Annotated in this window: 17 protein-coding genes and 1 tRNA gene; 10 read left to right on the forward strand and 8 right to left on the reverse strand. The window is 72.8% G+C overall.

Annotated elements, in window-relative coordinates:
* Positions 1 to 64: 64 nt before the first annotated feature.
* From ACIRS4_RS11435 to ACIRS4_RS11445, 3 genes are read left to right on the forward strand one after another with little or no spacing between them, the layout of a single operon-like run.
* On the forward strand, positions 65 to 1,102 hold the full coding sequence (locus tag ACIRS4_RS11435; protein WP_404193393.1) for a hypothetical protein: 1,038 nt from the start codon (positions 65 to 67) through the stop codon (positions 1,100 to 1,102).
* Entirely contained in the window at positions 1,099 to 1,824 is a 726-nt protein-coding gene (locus ACIRS4_RS11440; RefSeq protein ID WP_404193396.1) for a molybdopterin-dependent oxidoreductase, read from the forward strand. Before ACIRS4_RS11435 ends, ACIRS4_RS11440 begins: the two co-directional genes overlap by 4 nt.
* Positions 1,808 to 2,434, forward strand: coding sequence for a cytochrome b/b6 domain-containing protein (locus ACIRS4_RS11445; RefSeq protein WP_404193398.1), 627 nt, complete (start codon positions 1,808 to 1,810; stop codon positions 2,432 to 2,434). The genes ACIRS4_RS11440 and ACIRS4_RS11445 overlap by 17 nt, the downstream gene beginning before the upstream one ends.
* Positions 2,435 to 2,523: 89 nt before the next feature.
* Here the strand turns inward: ACIRS4_RS11445 and ACIRS4_RS11450 are convergent, their stop codons facing one another.
* Positions 2,524 to 3,921: a gluconate:H+ symporter gene (locus tag ACIRS4_RS11450; RefSeq protein ID WP_351097495.1), complete on the reverse strand. Its 1,398-nt coding sequence runs from the start codon at positions 3,919 to 3,921 to the stop codon at positions 2,524 to 2,526.
* A 69-nt stretch (positions 3,922 to 3,990) separates the two neighbouring features.
* Positions 3,991 to 4,506, reverse strand: a complete 516-nt coding sequence (locus tag ACIRS4_RS11455) for a gluconokinase (RefSeq protein ID WP_404193401.1) — start codon at positions 4,504 to 4,506, stop codon at positions 3,991 to 3,993.
* 131 nt (positions 4,507 to 4,637) lie between these two features.
* Here ACIRS4_RS11455 and ACIRS4_RS11460 point away from each other — a divergent pair, with 131 nt between their 5' ends.
* Positions 4,638 to 5,339 (forward strand): FadR/GntR family transcriptional regulator, encoded by a 702-nt coding sequence (locus ACIRS4_RS11460; protein ID WP_404193404.1) that lies wholly within the window; start codon positions 4,638 to 4,640, stop codon positions 5,337 to 5,339.
* An 18-nt stretch (positions 5,340 to 5,357) separates the two neighbouring features.
* Here the strand turns inward: ACIRS4_RS11460 and ACIRS4_RS11465 are convergent, their stop codons facing one another.
* On the reverse strand, positions 5,358 to 5,792 hold the full coding sequence (locus ACIRS4_RS11465; protein WP_404193407.1) for a YchJ family protein: 435 nt from the start codon (positions 5,790 to 5,792) through the stop codon (positions 5,358 to 5,360).
* Between the two features lie 131 nt (positions 5,793 to 5,923).
* Positions 5,924 to 6,008: transfer RNA gene (locus ACIRS4_RS11470), tRNA-Leu, on the reverse strand.
* A gap of 181 nt (positions 6,009 to 6,189) precedes the next feature.
* On the opposite strand from ACIRS4_RS11470, the gene ACIRS4_RS11475 reads away from it, so the two are divergent.
* The 3 genes from ACIRS4_RS11475 to ACIRS4_RS11485 all read left to right on the forward strand — a co-directional run bounded on the left by ACIRS4_RS11475 (position 6,190) and on the right by ACIRS4_RS11485 (position 8,920).
* Positions 6,190 to 7,518, forward strand: coding sequence for a M20/M25/M40 family metallo-hydrolase (locus ACIRS4_RS11475; RefSeq protein WP_404193410.1), 1,329 nt, complete (start codon positions 6,190 to 6,192; stop codon positions 7,516 to 7,518).
* Positions 7,519 to 7,687: 169 nt separating this feature from the next.
* A complete protein-coding gene (gene chpH, locus ACIRS4_RS11480; RefSeq protein WP_404193413.1) occupies positions 7,688 to 7,921 on the forward strand; it encodes a chaplin ChpH in 234 nt (77 codons plus the stop codon).
* Positions 7,922 to 8,065: 144 nt separating this feature from the next.
* The gene (locus ACIRS4_RS11485; RefSeq protein ID WP_404193415.1) at positions 8,066 to 8,920 is read left to right on the forward strand and encodes a chaplin; all 855 of its coding nucleotides are present in this window, start codon (positions 8,066 to 8,068) and stop codon (positions 8,918 to 8,920) included.
* 77 nt (positions 8,921 to 8,997) lie between these two features.
* Here the strand turns inward: ACIRS4_RS11485 and ACIRS4_RS11490 are convergent, their stop codons facing one another.
* Positions 8,998 to 9,186 carry a DUF5703 family protein gene (locus ACIRS4_RS11490; protein ID WP_130444161.1) on the reverse strand — a complete coding sequence of 63 codons (189 nt, stop codon included), beginning with the start codon at positions 9,184 to 9,186 and terminating at the stop codon, positions 8,998 to 9,000.
* Between the two features lie 47 nt (positions 9,187 to 9,233).
* On the opposite strand from ACIRS4_RS11490, the gene ACIRS4_RS11495 reads away from it, so the two are divergent.
* On the forward strand, positions 9,234 to 9,914 hold the full coding sequence (locus ACIRS4_RS11495; RefSeq protein WP_404193418.1) for a hypothetical protein: 681 nt from the start codon (positions 9,234 to 9,236) through the stop codon (positions 9,912 to 9,914).
* Positions 9,915 to 9,993: 79 nt separating this feature from the next.
* Here ACIRS4_RS11495 and ACIRS4_RS11500 read toward each other — a convergent pair whose 3' ends face one another.
* Both ACIRS4_RS11500 and ACIRS4_RS11505 read right to left on the reverse strand, forming a co-directional pair.
* On the reverse strand, positions 9,994 to 12,303 hold the full coding sequence (locus ACIRS4_RS11500; protein ID WP_404193420.1) for a helix-hairpin-helix domain-containing protein: 2,310 nt from the start codon (positions 12,301 to 12,303) through the stop codon (positions 9,994 to 9,996).
* Entirely contained in the window at positions 12,300 to 13,286 is a 987-nt protein-coding gene (locus ACIRS4_RS11505; RefSeq protein ID WP_404193423.1) for an aldo/keto reductase, read from the reverse strand. Before ACIRS4_RS11505 ends, ACIRS4_RS11500 begins: the two co-directional genes overlap by 4 nt.
* Positions 13,287 to 13,484: 198 nt before the next feature.
* Between ACIRS4_RS11505 and ACIRS4_RS11510 the strand changes: the two genes are divergently transcribed.
* A complete protein-coding gene (locus ACIRS4_RS11510) occupies positions 13,485 to 14,540 on the forward strand; it encodes an LLM class F420-dependent oxidoreductase (protein WP_404193426.1) in 1,056 nt (351 codons plus the stop codon).
* Positions 14,541 to 14,751: 211 nt separating this feature from the next.
* Positions 14,752 to 15,546 carry a ferritin-like domain-containing protein gene (locus ACIRS4_RS11515; protein WP_404193429.1) on the forward strand — a complete coding sequence of 265 codons (795 nt, stop codon included), beginning with the start codon at positions 14,752 to 14,754 and terminating at the stop codon, positions 15,544 to 15,546.
* On the opposite strand, the gene corA is transcribed toward ACIRS4_RS11515, so the two are convergent.
* Entirely contained in the window at positions 15,524 to 16,519 is a 996-nt protein-coding gene (gene corA, locus ACIRS4_RS11520; protein WP_404193431.1) for a magnesium/cobalt transporter CorA, read from the reverse strand. The two genes, ACIRS4_RS11515 and corA, sit on opposite strands and share 23 nt — an antisense overlap.
* Between the last annotated feature and the right edge of the window lie 57 nt (positions 16,520 to 16,576).

Raw genomic sequence — 16,576 nt, forward strand, 5'->3', positions numbered from 1 at the left:
CCGTCACACGGGCCGTTCGCGTGCCGTCACCAGGCCCGTCACGAGGAGGGTGAGAAGACCCCCGGTGCCACTGATCCCGCCCCCGCGCACGCCCCGCCCCGGGCCCGAGGCCCTCGACGACGCCGAGCTGGCCACCGCCCGGACCGACCTCGCCGAGGGCCGCTGGCAGACAGCCCGCTCCCTGCTCGCCCGCACCGGCGACGACTGGGACCGCCGCGGCCACCGCCTCACCGTCCTCGCCCTCGACCCTGCCGCCGTCCCGCACGCCCGGGCGTGGCTGCGCGCCGAACCCGGATCCGCCGACGCCACCGCCCTGCTCGCCCTGGCCCGGGCACGCCGCGCCCTGGCCGGCGCCGAGGACCCGGCCGCCGCCCGCGCCGCCTGCCAGGACGCCGCCGCCCTCGCGCCCGCCGACCCCACCCCCTGGCTCGGCCTCCTCCAGCTCGAACACGCCGGCGGCGCCGACGCCGTACGGATCTTCGAGGAGATCAGGACCCGGCACCGCGACCACCATCACGCCCACCACCTGATGGTCGCCCTGCTCGCCGAGCGCCGGGCCGGCCCCGACCCGCTGCACGAGGTCTACGACTTCGCCACCCGGGCCGCCGAACAGGCCCCCGCCGACTCGCCCCTCGCCATCCTCCCCGTCGTCGCGCACGCCGAGCGCTACCGCGCCCTGGCCGTGCGCGGTCTCGCCCCCGCCGACCCGGCCACCGCACCCCACTGGCGCGACCACCGGTCCGGCGCCGTCATGAAAGCCGCGTTCGACTGGTGGCTGGAATGGGAGCACGACGACCACCCACGCCACCTCATCGACCTCAACTACCTCGCCCACGCCAAGATCTGCGAAGGCCGCCCCGCCGAGGCCGCCGCCCTGTTCCACCGCATCGGCGACCACGTCACCCCCGCCCCCTGGTCCTACCCCGACCGCGACCCCTACGCCGCCTTCCGCGCCGCCCGCAACCGCTCCCTCGGCACCGGACGCCACCCGCTGCCCGCACGGGAAATCCCTCACGGGCACCGCCACCTCCTTACAGAGCCCTTACGAGGTCCCGGAACCACTGGCCCAGCGGTCCCCCCGAGTGCTCGAATGGAAAGGTGAATCCCGAACCGCCCGAGGAGCGGGGCGCCCCCGTCGGCCGTCGCGTCTTCCTCGGCACCCTCGGCCTGGGCGCCCTCGGCGTCTTCGCCGCGCCCACCCTGCAACGCGGCCTGGAGGACTTCCTCGGCGGCGCCGCCGACAAGGACCCCACCGGCCTCACCGGCCTGCTCCCCAACGGCGGCGGCTTCCGCTACTACTCCGTGGCCTCCTCCGTCCCGCACAAGAACGCCGGGTCCTACCGCCTCACCGTCGACGGCCTCGTCGACCGCCCCACCGCCTACACCCTGGCCGACCTCAAGGCCCTGCCGCAGACCCGCGTGGTCAAGGACGTGCAGTGCGTCACCGGCTGGCGGGTCCCCGGCACACCGTTCGAAGGCGTCCGCCTCTCCGCGCTGCTCGACGCGGCCGGCGTGCGCGCCGACGCCGGCGCGGTCCGCTTCACCTGCTTCGACGGCGTGTACTCCGAGAGCCTCACCCTCGCCCAGGCCCGCCGCGCCGACGTCCTGGTCGCCCTGCGCATGCGGGACGAGGACCTCGGCCACGACCACGGCGGCCCCGTCCGCCTGTACGTCGCCCCCATGTACTTCTACAAGTCGGCCAAGTGGCTCTCCGGTATCACCGTCACCGAGAAGGTCCGGCCGGGCTACTGGGAGGAGCGCGGGTACGACGTCGACGCCTGGGTGGGCCGTTCGAACAGGCGGGACGATGAGCCTACGAGCTGACGCCCCGACGGCCGCCCCGGCCCGCGTCCACCGCTTCAGCCGCGCCGAACGCTGGATCCACCGCACCACGGCCGTCCTGATGGGCGTCTGCGTGGTGACGGCGTCCTTCCTCTACGTCCCCGAGCTCGCGCGGCTCGTCGGCCGCCGTGAGCTGGTGGTCCGCGTCCACGAGTGGGCCGGTCTCGCCCTGCCCGCGCCCGTCCTGGCGGGCCTCGCCTCCCGCGCCTTCCGCGCCGACCTCGGCCGGCTCAACCGGTTCGGCCCGCACGACCGCCGCTGGCTTCGGGCCGCCCTGCGCCGGGACCGGCGACGCGCCTCCCGCCCGGCCGGCAAGTTCAACGCGGGGCAGAAGGTCTACGCCTCGTGGATCGCCGGGGCCACGCTGGTCATGCTCGGCACAGGGCTGCTGATGTGGTTCACCCACCTCACCCCGCTGCTCTGGCGGACCAGCGCGACCTTCGTCCACGACTGGCTGGCCCTGACCGTCGGCATCGTCCTCGCCGGCCACATCGGCATGGCCCTCGCCGACCCCGAGGCACGGCGCGGCATGCGCACCGGTTCGGTGAGCGAGGAATGGGCCGAGCGCGAGCACCCGCTGTGGCGCCGGTGACGCGGGCATCGCCGTGGCTCCCGGGGACCGGAACCCGTAAGGGGGCGCACGGATCACCCGCGCGCCCCCTTACGGGACTTGCCGTACCTCTAAATGACCAGCGACAACAACAGCACCAGCCCGCCGGCGACCACGGAGATGATCGTCTCCATCACCGACCAGGTCTTGATGTTCTGACCGACGCTCAGCCCGAAGTACTCCTTCACCAGCCAGAACCCGGCGTCGTTGACATGGCTGAAGAAGAGCGAGCCGGCGCCGATGGCCAGGACCAGCAGGGCGGCGTGGGCCGTCGACATGTCGGCGGCCAGCGGGGCGACCAGCCCGGCCGCCGAGATCGTCGCCACCGTCGCCGAACCGGTGGCCAGCCGGATCGCCACCGCGATCAGCCACGCCAGCAGCAGGGCCGGGATCGACCAGTCCTTGGACACGTCCAGCACCATCTGCCCGACGCCGCAGTCGATCAGCGTCTGCTTGAAGCCGCCGCCCGCGCCGACGATCAGCAGGATGCCCGCGATCGGCGCGAGCCCCTTCTCGACGAGCTGCGAGACGCGCTCCCGGGAGAAACCGGCGGGCCGGCCCAGCGTGAAGATGCCCACGAGTACGGCGGCGAGCAGGGCGATCAGCGGCGAGCCGACGACGTCGAACACGCGCTGCACGGTGGTGTCCGGGTCGTCCACGACGATGTCGACCAGCGCCTTCGCCAGCATCAGCACCACCGGCAGCAGGATGGTCGCCAGCGTCGCGCCGAAGCCGGGCCGCCGCTCGAGTTCCTCCGAAGGCCGCTGCGGGATCATGCGGTCCGGGGCCGGGACGTCCACCCAGCGGGCGGCGTAACGGGAGAAGACCGGCCCGGCGATGACGACGGTCGGGACGGCCACGAGCACACCGAGCGCGAGCGTCACTCCCAGGTTGGCGCCGATCGCGTCGATCGCCACCAGCGGGCCGGGGTGCGGCGGCACCAGCCCGTGCATCACGGACAGACCGGCCAGCGCCGGGATGCCGATCCGCATCAACGAGTAGTTGCCCCGCTTGGCGACCATCAGCACCACCGGGATCAACAGCACCACGCCGACCTCGAAGAACAGCGGCAGACCGATCACCGAGGCGATCAGCACCATCGCCCACGGCATGGAACGGCCGCCCGCCTTGGCGAGGATGGTGTCGACGATCTGGTCCGCGCCGCCGGAGTCGGCGAGCAGCCTGCCGAGGATCGCGCCGAGCGCGATCAGCACGCCCACACCGGCGACCGTGGTGCCCAGTCCGGTGGTGAAGCTGGCTATGGCCTTGTCCAGCGGCGCCCCGGCGAACGCGCCGAGCGCGAGCGAGCCGATGGTCAGCGCCAGGAAGGCGTGAAGTTTGAACTTGGTGATGAGCAGCACGATGAGGGCGATGCCCGCCAGCACGGCGATGCCCAGCTGAGCGTGGCCGGCCGAGGTGATGGGCTCGGCCGAGTCCGCTGCCAGCATCTCGACGCTGAGTCTGGTCACGGGGGTTCCTTGCAGATACGGGGACGGGGGAGAGGGGTGGTACGGGTACTACGGGTCGGGTGCCTCGGGCTATGACGCGCCGGGAAGTTCCGCCAGGGCCTTCACGGCCCGCTCGGTGATCTCCTCGGGGGAGCCGGAGACGTCGACCGCCGCCCCGGCCTCGTCCGCGCCCAGCGGCTGGAGTGCGGCGAACTGGGAGTCGAGCAGGGCGGTCGGCATGAAGTGCCCCCGCCGCTGCCCCATCCGGTCCTCGATGAGCGCCCGGTCGCCGGCGAGGTGCACGAACACCACGCCGGGCGCGGCGGCCCGGAGCCGGTCGCGGTACGACCGCTTGAGCGCCGAGCAGCTGACCACCCCGCCGAGCCCCGCCCGCCCGTGCGCCCAGGCGCCGATGGCGTCCAGCCACGGCCACCGGTCGTCGTCGTCGAGCGGGGTGCCGGCCGACATCTTGGCGATGTTGGCCGGCGGGTGGAAGTCGTCGCCCTCGGCGTACGGGACGCCCAGCCGGGCCGCGAGCAGGGGACCGATCGTGGTCTTGCCCGTGCCGGCGACGCCCATCACCACGACGACGTGCGGGGTGCGCATCTCTGCCTCACTGTCTTCCTCGACACCTGATGTCGACCGACACTGAAACGCATTAGGTACGACGAATTCAAGAGAGTGTGGCAAATAAGTCTGACTTTTTGAGTCCTTGATCCACCCCGTACGCTGAGTGCATGACCACTCCGGGCCGGGGTCTGCACGGCCGAGTACTGGACGCCCTCGGCCCCGCGATCACGGCGGGCGACTACCCGCCGGGGAGCGTGCTGCGCACCGACGAACTGGCCCAGCGCTTCGACGTCTCCCGCTCCGTGATGCGCGAGGCGGTCCGCGTGCTGGAGTCCATGCACCTGGTCGAGTCCCGCCGCCGCGTCGGCGTCACGGTCCGTCCCAAGGCGGAGTGGAACGTCTACGACCCGCAGGTCATCCGCTGGCGGCTGGCCGGCGCCGACCGGCCCCACCAACTGCGCTCGCTCACCGTGCTGCGCTCGGCGATCGAACCGGTCGCGGCGGGCCTGGCCGCCCAGTACGCCACGGCGGAGCAGTGTGCGGAACTGACCGAGTGCGCGCTCGGCATGGTCGCGAACTCACGCGGCCACAGGCTGGAGGGATACCTCTTCCACGACGTGGCCTTCCACCGGGTGATCCTCACCGCGTCCGGCAACGAGATGTTCGCCCGCCTGGGCGACGTCGTCGCGGAGGTCCTCACCGGCCGCACCCAGCACGAGGTCATGTTCCACGACCCCGACCCGGCCGCCGTCACCCTCCACGTCCAGCTCGCCGAGGCGGTCCGCGAGGGCGACGCCGAGCGCGCGGAGCGGCTGACCCGCGAGGTCACCGCCGGCGCCCTCAAGGAACTGGACATCCTCGCCCCGTAGCGCCGGCCGGCCTGGGTGTCAGTCCGCGTCCGGGAACTCCCCGTCCACGTACATCCACGCCCCGTCCACCCGCTCGAACCGGCTCCGCTCGCGCAGCGCCCCGCCCCGGTAGGACGCCCGGAACTCCACCACCCCGGTGGAGTGGAACGCCGTGCCCTCGGCCGTGGCGAGGATCTCCAGACCGGTCCACCGCGTGCCGGGATCGAGGTCGAGCCCCGCCGGCCGGGTCCGCGGATGCCAGGTCCGCATCAGGTACCCCGCGTCGCCCCGCACGAAGGCGCTGTACCGCGACCGCATCAACGCCTCGGCGGTCGGCGCGACGGCCGCGCCTGAGTGGAAACGACCGCAGCAGGCCTCGTAGGCCTCGGGCAGACCGCAGGGGCAGACGGCGGCAGCGGCCGCGGGACGGGCCGGCCGGGCCGGGCGCCCGGAGCGGGCGGTACGTCGGGACATGCCCACCATTGTGCCGGGCGGCCGCACCGAGCCGCCGAAGGGCTCCCGCCCACCCGGCGAGCGGCCGGGAACAGGCCCCGGACACGACCGAGGGCCGCGACCTCGCGGTCGCGGCCCTCACTCATCTTCAGTGTCCGAGGGGGGACTTGAACCCCCACGCCCGATAAAGGGCACTAGCACCTCAAGCTAGCGCGTCTGCCATTCCGCCACCCGGACAAGGTGTCTGTCGTGCGGGTTTTCCCCGCGGCGACGACGTAAACATTACCAGGCTTTCGAGGGTGCCCGATCACGGGCCGGGCGTGAACGGCGTGTGACGGGCCGAGAGCGCTCTTGGGCGAGCGGCGGGGGAGAGGGAGGATGAAGAGGACCACCAGCAGTGACAGCGGGAGGAAGCAGCGTGAGCGCGACGGACGACACGGCCAGGGGCGTCACCGGCGAGGACGAGGTCGTCGACCTCTGCCGCGACCTGATCCGGTTCGACACCAGCAACTACGGCGACCACTCGGGTCCGGGTGAGCGCAAGGCGGCCGAGTACGTCGCCGAGAAGCTCGCCGAGGTGGGGCTGGAGCCCCGGATCTTCGAGTCGCACCCGGGCCGCGCCTCCACGGTGGCCCGCATCGAGGGCACGGACCCGACCCGGCCCGCGCTGCTCATCCACGGCCACCTCGACGTCGTACCGGCCAACGCGGCCGACTGGACCCACGACCCCTTCTCCGGTGAGGTCGCCGACGGGTGCGTGTGGGGACGGGGCGCCGTCGACATGAAGGACATGGACGCGATGACCCTCGCGGTCGTCCGCGACCGGCTGCGCTCGGGCCGCAGGCCCCCGCGCGACATCGTGCTCGCCTTCCTCGCCGACGAGGAGGCCGGCGGCACCTATGGCGCACGCCACCTCGTCGATCGCCACCCGGAGCTCTTCGAGGGCGTCACCGAGGCGATCAGCGAGGTGGGCGGTTTCTCCTTCACGGTCGACGAACAGCGGCGGCTCTACCTGATCCAGACGGCCGAGAAGGGCATGCACTGGATGAAGCTGACCGTCGCCGGCACCGCCGGGCACGGCTCGATGATCCACCGGGACAACGCGATCACCGAGCTGTCCGAGGCCGTCGCCCGCCTCGGCCGGCACACCTTCCCCGTGCGGGTCACCAAGACCACCCGCGCCTTCCTCGACGAACTCGGCGACGCGCTCGGCACGCAACTGGACCCCGAGGACATGGAGTCGACGCTCGCCCGGCTCGGCGGCATCGCCAAGCTCATCGGCGCGACCCTGAGCAACACCGCCAACCCGACGCAGCTGGGCGCCGGTTACAAGGTCAACGTGATTCCCGGCGAGGCCACCGCCCATGTCGACGGCCGCTTCCTGCCCGGGCACGAGGAGGAGTTCCTCGCCGACCTGGACCGCATCCTCGGCCCGAACGTGCGCCGCGAGGACGTGCACGCCGACAAGGCCGTCGAGACCACCTTCGACGGGGCGCTGGTGGAGGCGATGCAGTCCTCGCTGCTCGCCGAGGACCCGACCGCCAAGGCCATCCCGTACATGCTCTCCGGCGGGACCGACGCCAAGTCCTTCGACGACCTCGGCATCCGCGGCTTCGGCTTCGCCCCGCTCAAGCTGCCGCCGGAGCTGGACTTCGCAGGCATGTTCCACGGCGTCGACGAGCGGGTGCCGGTGGACGGGCTCCAGTTCGGCGTGCGGGTGCTCGACCGCTTCATCGACGCGTCCTGATTTCTTCCGCTGAAACGACACTTCAGCATTCGGCCGCCTGTACGGACATGACTGGGACGAGTGAATGCGCCGATAAGCGCGTAGCCCCACTAATTCCTCCTCGTTGTTGGTGATGCGATCCGCTGCTTGGGATCGCTTTGCCGACAAGGTTTGCCAACAAGGAGGAACAATGATCAAGAAGGTCGTCGCCGCTGCGGCTGCCACCAGTGGACTGGTTCTCGCGGGCGCGGGCATGGCCGTCGCCGACTCGGGTGCTCAGGCTGCCGCCGTGCACTCCCCGGGCGTCGTCTCCGGCAACGTGATCCAGGTGCCCCTGCACATCCCGGTGAACGTCTGCGGCAACACGATCTCGGCGATCGGTGTGCTGAACCCCGCCTTCGGCAACGCCTGCCTCAACAAGTGACATCGACCCGCTGAGGGGTCGTCCACACCGTCGGCTCCGGAGCGCACGCCATGCGCTCCGGGGCCTACCGGTCTTTTTCTCGAGGCATTCCTTGTCGGCGTGAAACGCCGAAGACATTCGACGAAGAAAGCAAGGGATTCAGTCATGCGACAGGTCACCCGCAAAGGCCTCATGACCGTGGCGGCCGCCACGGGCGTGATCGCCGCCGCAGGCGGCTACGCCCACGCCGACTCCGGTGCTCAGGGAGGCGCGTCCCACTCACCCGGCGTGCTCTCGGGCAACAGCGTCCAGGTGCCGGTGGACGTGCCGATCAACCTCTGCGGCAACACCGTCGGCGTCATCGGCGCCCTCAACCCGGCCATGGGCAACGCCTGTTCCAACCAGAGCGACCGCGGCGGCCGGTCGGAGGGGCGCGACGGCGGCCACTCCGGTCACGGCGGCTACGGCGACCAGGGCGGCTACGGCGGCCATGACGACCGGGGCGGGCACGGCGGGCACGGCGGCTCCCGCGCGCACGGCGGCTCCGGCGGCGCGCACGCGGGCGGCTACACGGAGGGCTCGCCCGGCATCGGCTCCGGCAACCACGTCCAGGCGCCCGTCCACGTGCCGGTGAACTTCTGCGGCAACGGCATCGACGCCGTCGGCATCCTCAACCCGACCATGGGCAACCGCTGCGACAACGACAGCCGCCCCGCCCCCGACTGGGACTACGGCACGCCGCCCGGCGGCGAGCACCAGCCCCCCGAGCCCGGCAACCAGAACCCCGGCACGCCGACCAACCCGGGCACCTCCAGCCCGACCACGCCCGAGGGCAAGCCGTCCACGCCGCGCCACGTGACCCCGGCGAGCTCCTCCACCGCCCACCAGCCCGCCGGCCGGGCCACCGCACAGCTCGCCACCACCGGCAGCGAACTCCCGCTGGGCCTCGCCGTGCCCGTCGGCGCCGGCGCGCTGCTCGCGGGCGCGGTCCTCTACCGCAAGGCGCGCCCCCAGGCGTAGCCGGTCCCCCACGGCACCGCGCATCACGGAGCGGGCCCCGCCTCGGCGGGGCCCGCTCCGTTCGCGTCATCCTCGGCTCACCAAGTGGCCCGCACCTGGCGGATGATCCGTCGCCGCAACCGCACCCTGCGGCTGCCGTCCCGCAGCAGGCTCAGACGGTGCAGCTCCCAGTTTCCGTACTCCGCGTGGTCCGTCAGCAGTCGTGTCGCCTCGCTGCGGGAGACCCCGCGCGGTACGTACACGTCGACAAATTCGTATTCCGGCATCGCATCTATTGTGCGGTCTGGGGCCCGGTACGGATAGCGTCTGCACTATGTCTGATGCTGCGCAGCCCACCGCTGCCGAGGTACGCGCCGCCGCCGAGGCGGTCAAGACCGCGCTCGACCGTCACCTGGCCGCGGTCGAACGCAGGACGGGAGAGGACGACCAGGCCGTCTACGAGGCCTTCAACCAGCTTGCCGCGGCCGCCGAGGCGTACGACGAACTGCTCTACGACCGCTACGACGAGGTCACCCCCTTCGAGATCCCCGCCGCGGAGGACGCGCTGCCGCCGTACGCGGGCCCCGAGGAGCCGAACGCGCTCAGCGTGCTGATCCGCCGCGACTACTCCGTGGCGGAACCGCAGCGGCTGCTGGCGCAGGCCCAGCGGGTCGAGGCGGCGGAGTCCGACGGCGCCGGCACGGACACGGAGGCCTCCGGCACCGTCCACGGGGCGCTCGGCCTGCTCTTCGGCGAGTTCGAGCCGGACGAGATCGCCTCCCGGCACAAGGAGTTCGGCCTGGAGGAGGGCGACTCCACCTGCTGGGTCGTGGCCGCCGACGAACCGGCCGACCCCGGCGACTGGCTGGACACGCCGTTCGAACAGCCCGACCCGGAGCAGGTGGTGTGCCGCTTCGACGTGAGCTCGGTCTTCGACGACGAACTGGACGACGAGGACGACGACACGGACGACGAGGGCGCGGAGCCGCTGGACGTGGATCGCGCCGACCGCTGACACCGTGAGGCAGTGACGTGACGCGGTGACGGCGGCGGTCGACGGCAGGGGAGACCCTCCGTGACCGCCGCCGTCCGCGTCAGCCGGCCGCCGGCACCTGGGCGCGCAGCAGCGCCGGCAGCCGCGTCGTGCGCGGTTTCGGCCCGACCTCGGCGACCGCCCGGGGCAGGGCCTGCTCGACCCCGTGCACCACGGACAGATGGCGCTCCGCGCGCCCGAACGCCGTGTACACCCAGGGACGGGACAGGGCCTGCGCCGCGTCGCCCGGCAGCACCACGACCGCCGCCGGCCACCGGCCGCCGACCGCCTGGTGCGCCGTCAGCGCCCACCCGTGCCGCACCGACTGCTCCACCCGCTCCTTCGGTACGACCACGTCGGCGTCCGCGCAGGACAGGTGCAGACCGTCAGCGTCCGCCCTCACCACCTGACCCGGCACCGTACGGCCCGGCGCGGGCGTGTACGCGATCCGGTCGCCGGGGTCGAAGCCGCCGAAGCGGCCCGGGCCGGGATTGAGGCGCTCCTTCAGCGCCGCGTTGAGCGCGCGTGTGCCCGCCGCGCCGCCATGGCCCGGGGTGATGACCACCGTCTGCTCCGGGGCGATGCCGAAGGCACGCGGCACGGAGTCCGCGACGAGCTGCACGGTCCTGTGCACGGCCTCGCCCGCGTCGCGCACCGGGACGATCACGAGCTCCTTGCCGGGCGCCTCGACCTGGTTCAGCTCGCCGACGCCGATCCCCGAGGTCAGCTCGCCCAGTGGCCCGGGGTCGGGCGTGCGCGAGGCGACCTGCGGGCAGACCCGCGCGGCGAGCAGGTCGGCGAAGACGCGGCCGGGGCCGGCGGACCACAGCAGCGCCGGGTCCCCGCCGATCACCAGCCGGGCCCCGTCCGGCAGCGACTCCACCAGCGCCGCGGCGCTCTCCACGTCGAGCTGCGGCGCGTCCAGCAGGATCAGCAGATCGAGGGCCAGGGCGCCGTCGGCGTCCCGCCCGGGGCCCTCGGCGCCCGAGAGCAGACCGGCGACGGTGACCACGGCCTCGCCCGGCTCCTTCAGCAGGGCGGCGAAGCGGCGCCGCCCGTCCGGGGTGTGGCACGCGGCGACGGCGCGCAGGCCGAGGGACCGGGCGGCGGCGAGCAGGGCCGCCGGTTCGGCGCGGGCCGCCTCGCCGCCGCTGTGCAGCACCAGGCCGTGCCCGGCGACCGCGCGGATCAGCTCGGCCGTGCCGCCGGACGCCCCGGCCACAGCCTGCTCCCACTGCGCCGGAGCGTCCTCGCCGAGGGAGGTGGCCAGCCGGGCCAGGCCGTCGGCGAGGCTCTCCTCCGCGAGCGCGTACCGCTCCAGCCCGACCAGGACCCGGACCGGACGCGCCTCCTCCTCGCCCTCGTCGTCCTCCTCGGACGCGCCGGCAGGCTTCGTCGCCCCGGGCTCGTCCAGGGCGTCCTGGAAGACGAGGGCCTCGCCCTCGGCGAGGGTGCTCTGCACGGCCGCGTCGGCGTCCCGTACGCCCTGCCTGCCGAGCGCGGTGGTGAGCGCGGGCAGCTCCAGGGCGGTGTGCCCGGCCAGGGCGGCCTGCTCCAGCAGCCACACCGTGACCGCGCGGGCTCGCCGCTCGTCGTCGGGCGCGCAGTCGGGGCCGAGCAGCGCCCGCGCGAAGCCGTCGGCCTGCTCCGGCCGGAGCCCGGGGACGCGCAGCAGCTGCCAGGGGTCCTCGGTCAGCGTGTCCCCGGCGCCCTCGCCGAGCACGGCCGCGACCTGCGGCGCGAGCGACTCGGGGGCGCCCGCGCCGGTGAGGACGCGGCGCACGCCCTCCACGGTCTCCGGCGCGGGACCCTGCGGGGCGGGGGCGGACTGCGGGCGGCGCACGGGTTCCTGGACGGCGGGGCGGCGCGGGGCGGGTTCGGGATCGGCGAAGACGGTGGCGGCCGGTTTCGCGCCGCCCTCCACGGCCCGCACCGCGGCAAGCAGATCGGCGGCCTTCCCGCTCAGCTTGCCGCCTGCCTCGACGGGCCCCTGCCGCTCGGCCTTGCGTTGTTCGATCCGCTCCCGCTCCACCTTCTGAGCGGCGAGCTCAGCCTGGGCCTCGGAGACCTGCCCTTTCTCGCCCTCGGCCCGGGTGTCCGCCGCCCCGGTCGCCGCGGGCTCGCCGGGTGGTGCGTCGACGGCGAGGGCTGCGGCCTCCGTGTCCGCGGTGTCCTCCGCGGTCTCGGCGGTGGGGGCTGTGGCCTCCGTGTCCGCGGTGTCCTCTGTGGTCTCGGTGTCCTCCGCGGTCTCGGCGGTCTTGGTGTCCTCCGCGGTCTCGGCCGCCGTCGGTTCGGTCCCCGAGGAGCGTGTCTCCGGGGTCGCCGGCCCGGTGGGCGCCTCGTGCTCCGGGGGGTCCGGCTCCGTGCTCACAGCGTGCTCCAGTCGTGATCGGGATAGCGGTGCACCGGCGCCGACACATCGTCGAGCGCACGGCAGATCTCGTCAGGAAGACTAAGGGCCTCCACTGACAAAGCCCCCGTGAGCTGCAGCGCGTTGCGCGGGCCGATGATCGGCGCGGTCACACCGGGCCGGTCGCGGACCCACGCCAGGGCCACCTGCAGCGGCGTCACCGCGAGTCCGTCCGCCGCGGTCGTCACCGCGTCCACGATGCGGCTCGCGGTGTCGTCGAGGTAGGGCTCCACGAACGGCGCGAAGTGCTCGGAGGCGCCGCGCGAGTCCGGGGGCAGCGCGTCGCCCCGGTATTTGCCGGTGAGCACGCCCCGCCCCAGCGGAGAGGACGGCAGCAGCCCGATGCCCAGATCGAGCGCGGCCGGCAGCACCTCGCGCTCCACGCCCCGCTGGAGCAGCGAGTACTCCATCTGCGTGCTGGCCAGCCGGGTGCGCGTGCCCGGGGCGGCGAGCTGCCAGGTCGCGGCCTTGGCGAGCTGCCAGCCGCAGAAGTTGGAGACGCCGGCGTACCGGGCGCGCCCGCTGGCCACCGCGATGTCGAGCGCCTGGAGCGTCTCCTCCAGCGGCGTGTCCGGGTCGTACGCGTGCACGTGCCACACGTCGACGTGGTCGGTGCCGAGGCGGGTGAGCGAGGCGTCCAGCGCGGCGAGGAGGTGCCCGCGGGAGCCGTCGAAGCGCCGGTCCGGGTCGGGCACGCTGCCCGCCTTGGTGGACAGGATCAGGTCCCGGCGCGGGATCAGCCCGTCCATGAGCCGCCCGAGCAGATACTCGGCCTCCCCGTCGCCGTACACGTCCGCGGTGTCGACGAGGGTGCCGCCCGCCTCCCAGAACGTCTTCAGGAGGTCCGCGGCGTCGTGCTCGTCGGTGTCGCGGCCCCAGGTCAGGGTGCCGAGCCCGATCCGGGACACGCGCAGGCCCGTACGGCCGAGATGCCTCTGCTCCATGGACGCCGAGATTACTGGCCAGAACTGGGCCATGGGTTGCCTGTGGACAACGGGTTCCGGCCGCCGCGCCCCGGATCGGCGCAGGCCGGCGGCCCGCCCGGCGGACGCGACCCTCGCCACACCGACCTGACCCGGCGGCCGGGCCCGCGCTACTGTCTCCGGAAACAGCGTCGTTACTGATCAGTAAGGGGATCGGCCATGCAGCTCGGGATCAACCTCGGCTACTGGGGTGCCGGAATGGACGGGGACAACCTCGCCGTGGCCCAGGAGGCCGACCGGCTGGGGTACGCCGTGTGCTGGGCCGCCGAGGCCTACGGCTCGGACGCGGCCACCGTGCTCAGCTGGGTCGCCGCCCAGACCGAGCGGATCGACGTCGGCTCGGCCATCTTCCAGATCCCGGCCCGCCAGCCCGCGATGACCGCGATGACCGCCGCCACCCTCGATTCCCTGTCCGGCGGCCGCTTCCGCCTCGGCCTCGGCGTCTCCGGCCCGCAGGTCTCCGAGGGCTGGTACGGCGTCAAGTTCGACAAGCCGCTGTCACGCACGCGTGAGTACGTCGAGATCGTCCGCAAGGCGATGACGCGGGAGCGGCTGTCCTACGAGGGCGAGCACTGGACGCTGCCGCTGCCCGGCGGCCCCGGCAAGCCCATCAAGCTGACCGTGCACCCGCAGCGCGAGCACATCCCGCTCTACATCGCCGCGATCGGACCGAAGAACCTGGAGCAGACCGGCGAGATCGCCGACGGCGCCCTGCTGATCTTCCCCTCGGCGGACCACCTCGAGGACACCGCGATCAAGCACCTGCGCGCGGGCCGCGAGAAGGCCGGCAAGACGCTGGACGGCTTCGACGTCTGCCCGACCCTGCCGCTCGCCGTCGGCGAGGACAAGGACGTCGAGCGGCTCGCCGACGCCTTCCGCCCCTACACCGCGCTCTACGTCGGCGGCATGGGCAGCCCCAAGCAGAACTTCTACAACCAGCTCGCCCGTCGCATGGGCTACGAGGAGGCGGCGACCGAGATCCAGGAGAAGTACCTCTCCGGCGACAAGCAGGGCGCCGCGGCCGCCGTGCCGCACGACCTGATCGACAGCACCACGCTGCTCGGCTCCGTGGAGCGCATCGCCGACCGGATGAAGGCCTACGCCGCGGCCGGCGTCACCACCCTCAGCCTCGCCCCCGCCGGCTTCTCCCTCGACGAGCGCATCGCCTCGCTGCGGGCCGGCGCCGAGGCGCTGGAGCTCTCCGGCCTGGCGTAGGGCTCCCCGGAAGTTCAGCGGCCGTGGTGGGGGCTCGGGGGTCTTCCCCGCCACGGCCGTCACGGGGAACAACGCGCCGGGACCCGGCCGGTTACGCCCGCGCGGCGAGCGAGACCGTCACCTTTTCGGCCGAGCCGTCCGGCGCACCTGTTGCAGACCCTCCCGTACCGGATTTGACTCGTTCTCCCGGTATGCAGAGAGGTGCCCCACGATGCTTTCGGCCAAGAGCCTCTTCCAGGAGATCCTCGACGACGACGAGTCGTTCCGGCTGTTCTGCTCCATCGCCGCCGGCGGCGAGTCCCAGGGCGGCTGGGAGAACACCCGGATCGCCGCCCTCGTCCCGCCCGGCGAACGCGACCTCGCCCCCAAGATCGCCCGGCACGGAGCCGACGAGGACAAGCACGGCCGGATCTTCGAAGCCCTCCTGAGGAAACGGGGCCTGTCACCCGCCCCCGTGCCCCCCGAGACGGACTACACGATGCTCCTGGAGCGCGACGGCATCGGCCTCCCGCACGACAGACTCAGAGCCGACGACCCGCTCACCGTGCCCGACATCGTCACCTACCTCGCCCACAGCCGCGTCACCGAACAACGCGCCTCCGAACAGATGCGGCTGCTGCGCAAGCACTTCGGCGACCACCCCGACCTCGGCCGCGCGGTGAAGATGATCTCCCACGACGAGGACAACCACCTCGCCTACTGCCACGAGGAACTGCTGCGCTACGCGCGCGCGGGACACGGCCGGACCATCCAGCGCACTCTGCGCCGGTGCGCGCTCGCCGAGATCCGCGTCTACCGCGACGTCAGCCTCGCCGTCACGGCCCACATGGGCCGCCTCCTCGGCTGGAGCCGCCCCAAACGGACCGTCCTCGCCGCCGGCATCCACGCCGTCCACGCCTGGGAACGCCTCGCCGGCTGGCACCGCATGATCACCCTGAAGCCACCGCGGCGCACCAACGCCCTCGGCGGTCCCGAGCCCGCGGCTACAGCCAGCCCCGTCGCTTGAACAACCGGTACAGGCCCACCTCCAGGACCGCCATCACGGCGATCACCACCGGATACGACCACACCCAGTGCAACTCCGGCATGTGATCGAAGTTCATGCCGTAGATACCCGCGATCATCGTCGGCACCGCCGCCATCGCCGCCCACGCGGAGATCTTCCGCATGTCGTCGTTCTGGCGGACGCTCATCTGCGCCAGGTGCGCCGACAGGATGTCCGACACCAGCCGGTCCAGGCTCTCCACGGACTCGTTCACGCGCGCGAGGTGATCGCTGACGTCACGGAAGAACGGCCGCGCCTTGTCGTTGACGAAGGGCAGCGTCGAGCCCATGGCGCCCGTGCCCGCCAGCCGGGACATCGGCGCCGCCAGCGGACCGCTCGCCCGGCGGAACTCCAGCACCTGCCGCTTGAAGGTGTAGATCCGCGACGCCGTGTGCCGCGAACCGCCGCCGTCCGGGGAGAACACCTCCGCCTCCAGCTCCTCCAGGTCCGTCTGCAACTCCGTCGCCACGTCCAAATAGTGGTCCACCGTCGCGTCGGCGATCGCGTACACCACCGCCGTCGGCCCCTTCGCCAGCATCTCCGGCTCGCGCTCCAGCCGCTGCCGTACCGCCGCCAGCGCAGCGCCCTCACCGTGCCGCACGGTCACCACGAACGAGTCGCCGAGGAAGACCATGACCTCGCCGGAGGACACGGCGTCGCTCTCCTGCTCGTACACCACCGGCTTCAGCACCACGAACAGCGAGTCGTCGTACACCTCCAGCTTGGGCCGCTGATGGGCCTTCAACGCGTCCTCCACCGCGAGCGGGTGCAGCGCGAACTCCCGCGTGACGTGGTCGAACTCCTTCTCGGTGGGCTCGTGCAGCCCGATCCACACAAAACCGCCCCCGGCGCGCGCCTGGTCCAGCGCGTCGGAGAAGTCCTGCGGACCCTCACTTCGGTGCCCGTCACGGTAGATGGCACAGTCGACGATCACGGAGCGTCTTCTCCCTTCGGCCGTTCCTCTTCGCCCCCCGGCATACGCCTACCCTGG

The organism is Streptomyces sp. NPDC101166, assembly GCF_044768125.1.
GTDB lineage: Bacteria > Actinomycetota > Actinomycetes > Streptomycetales > Streptomycetaceae > Streptomyces.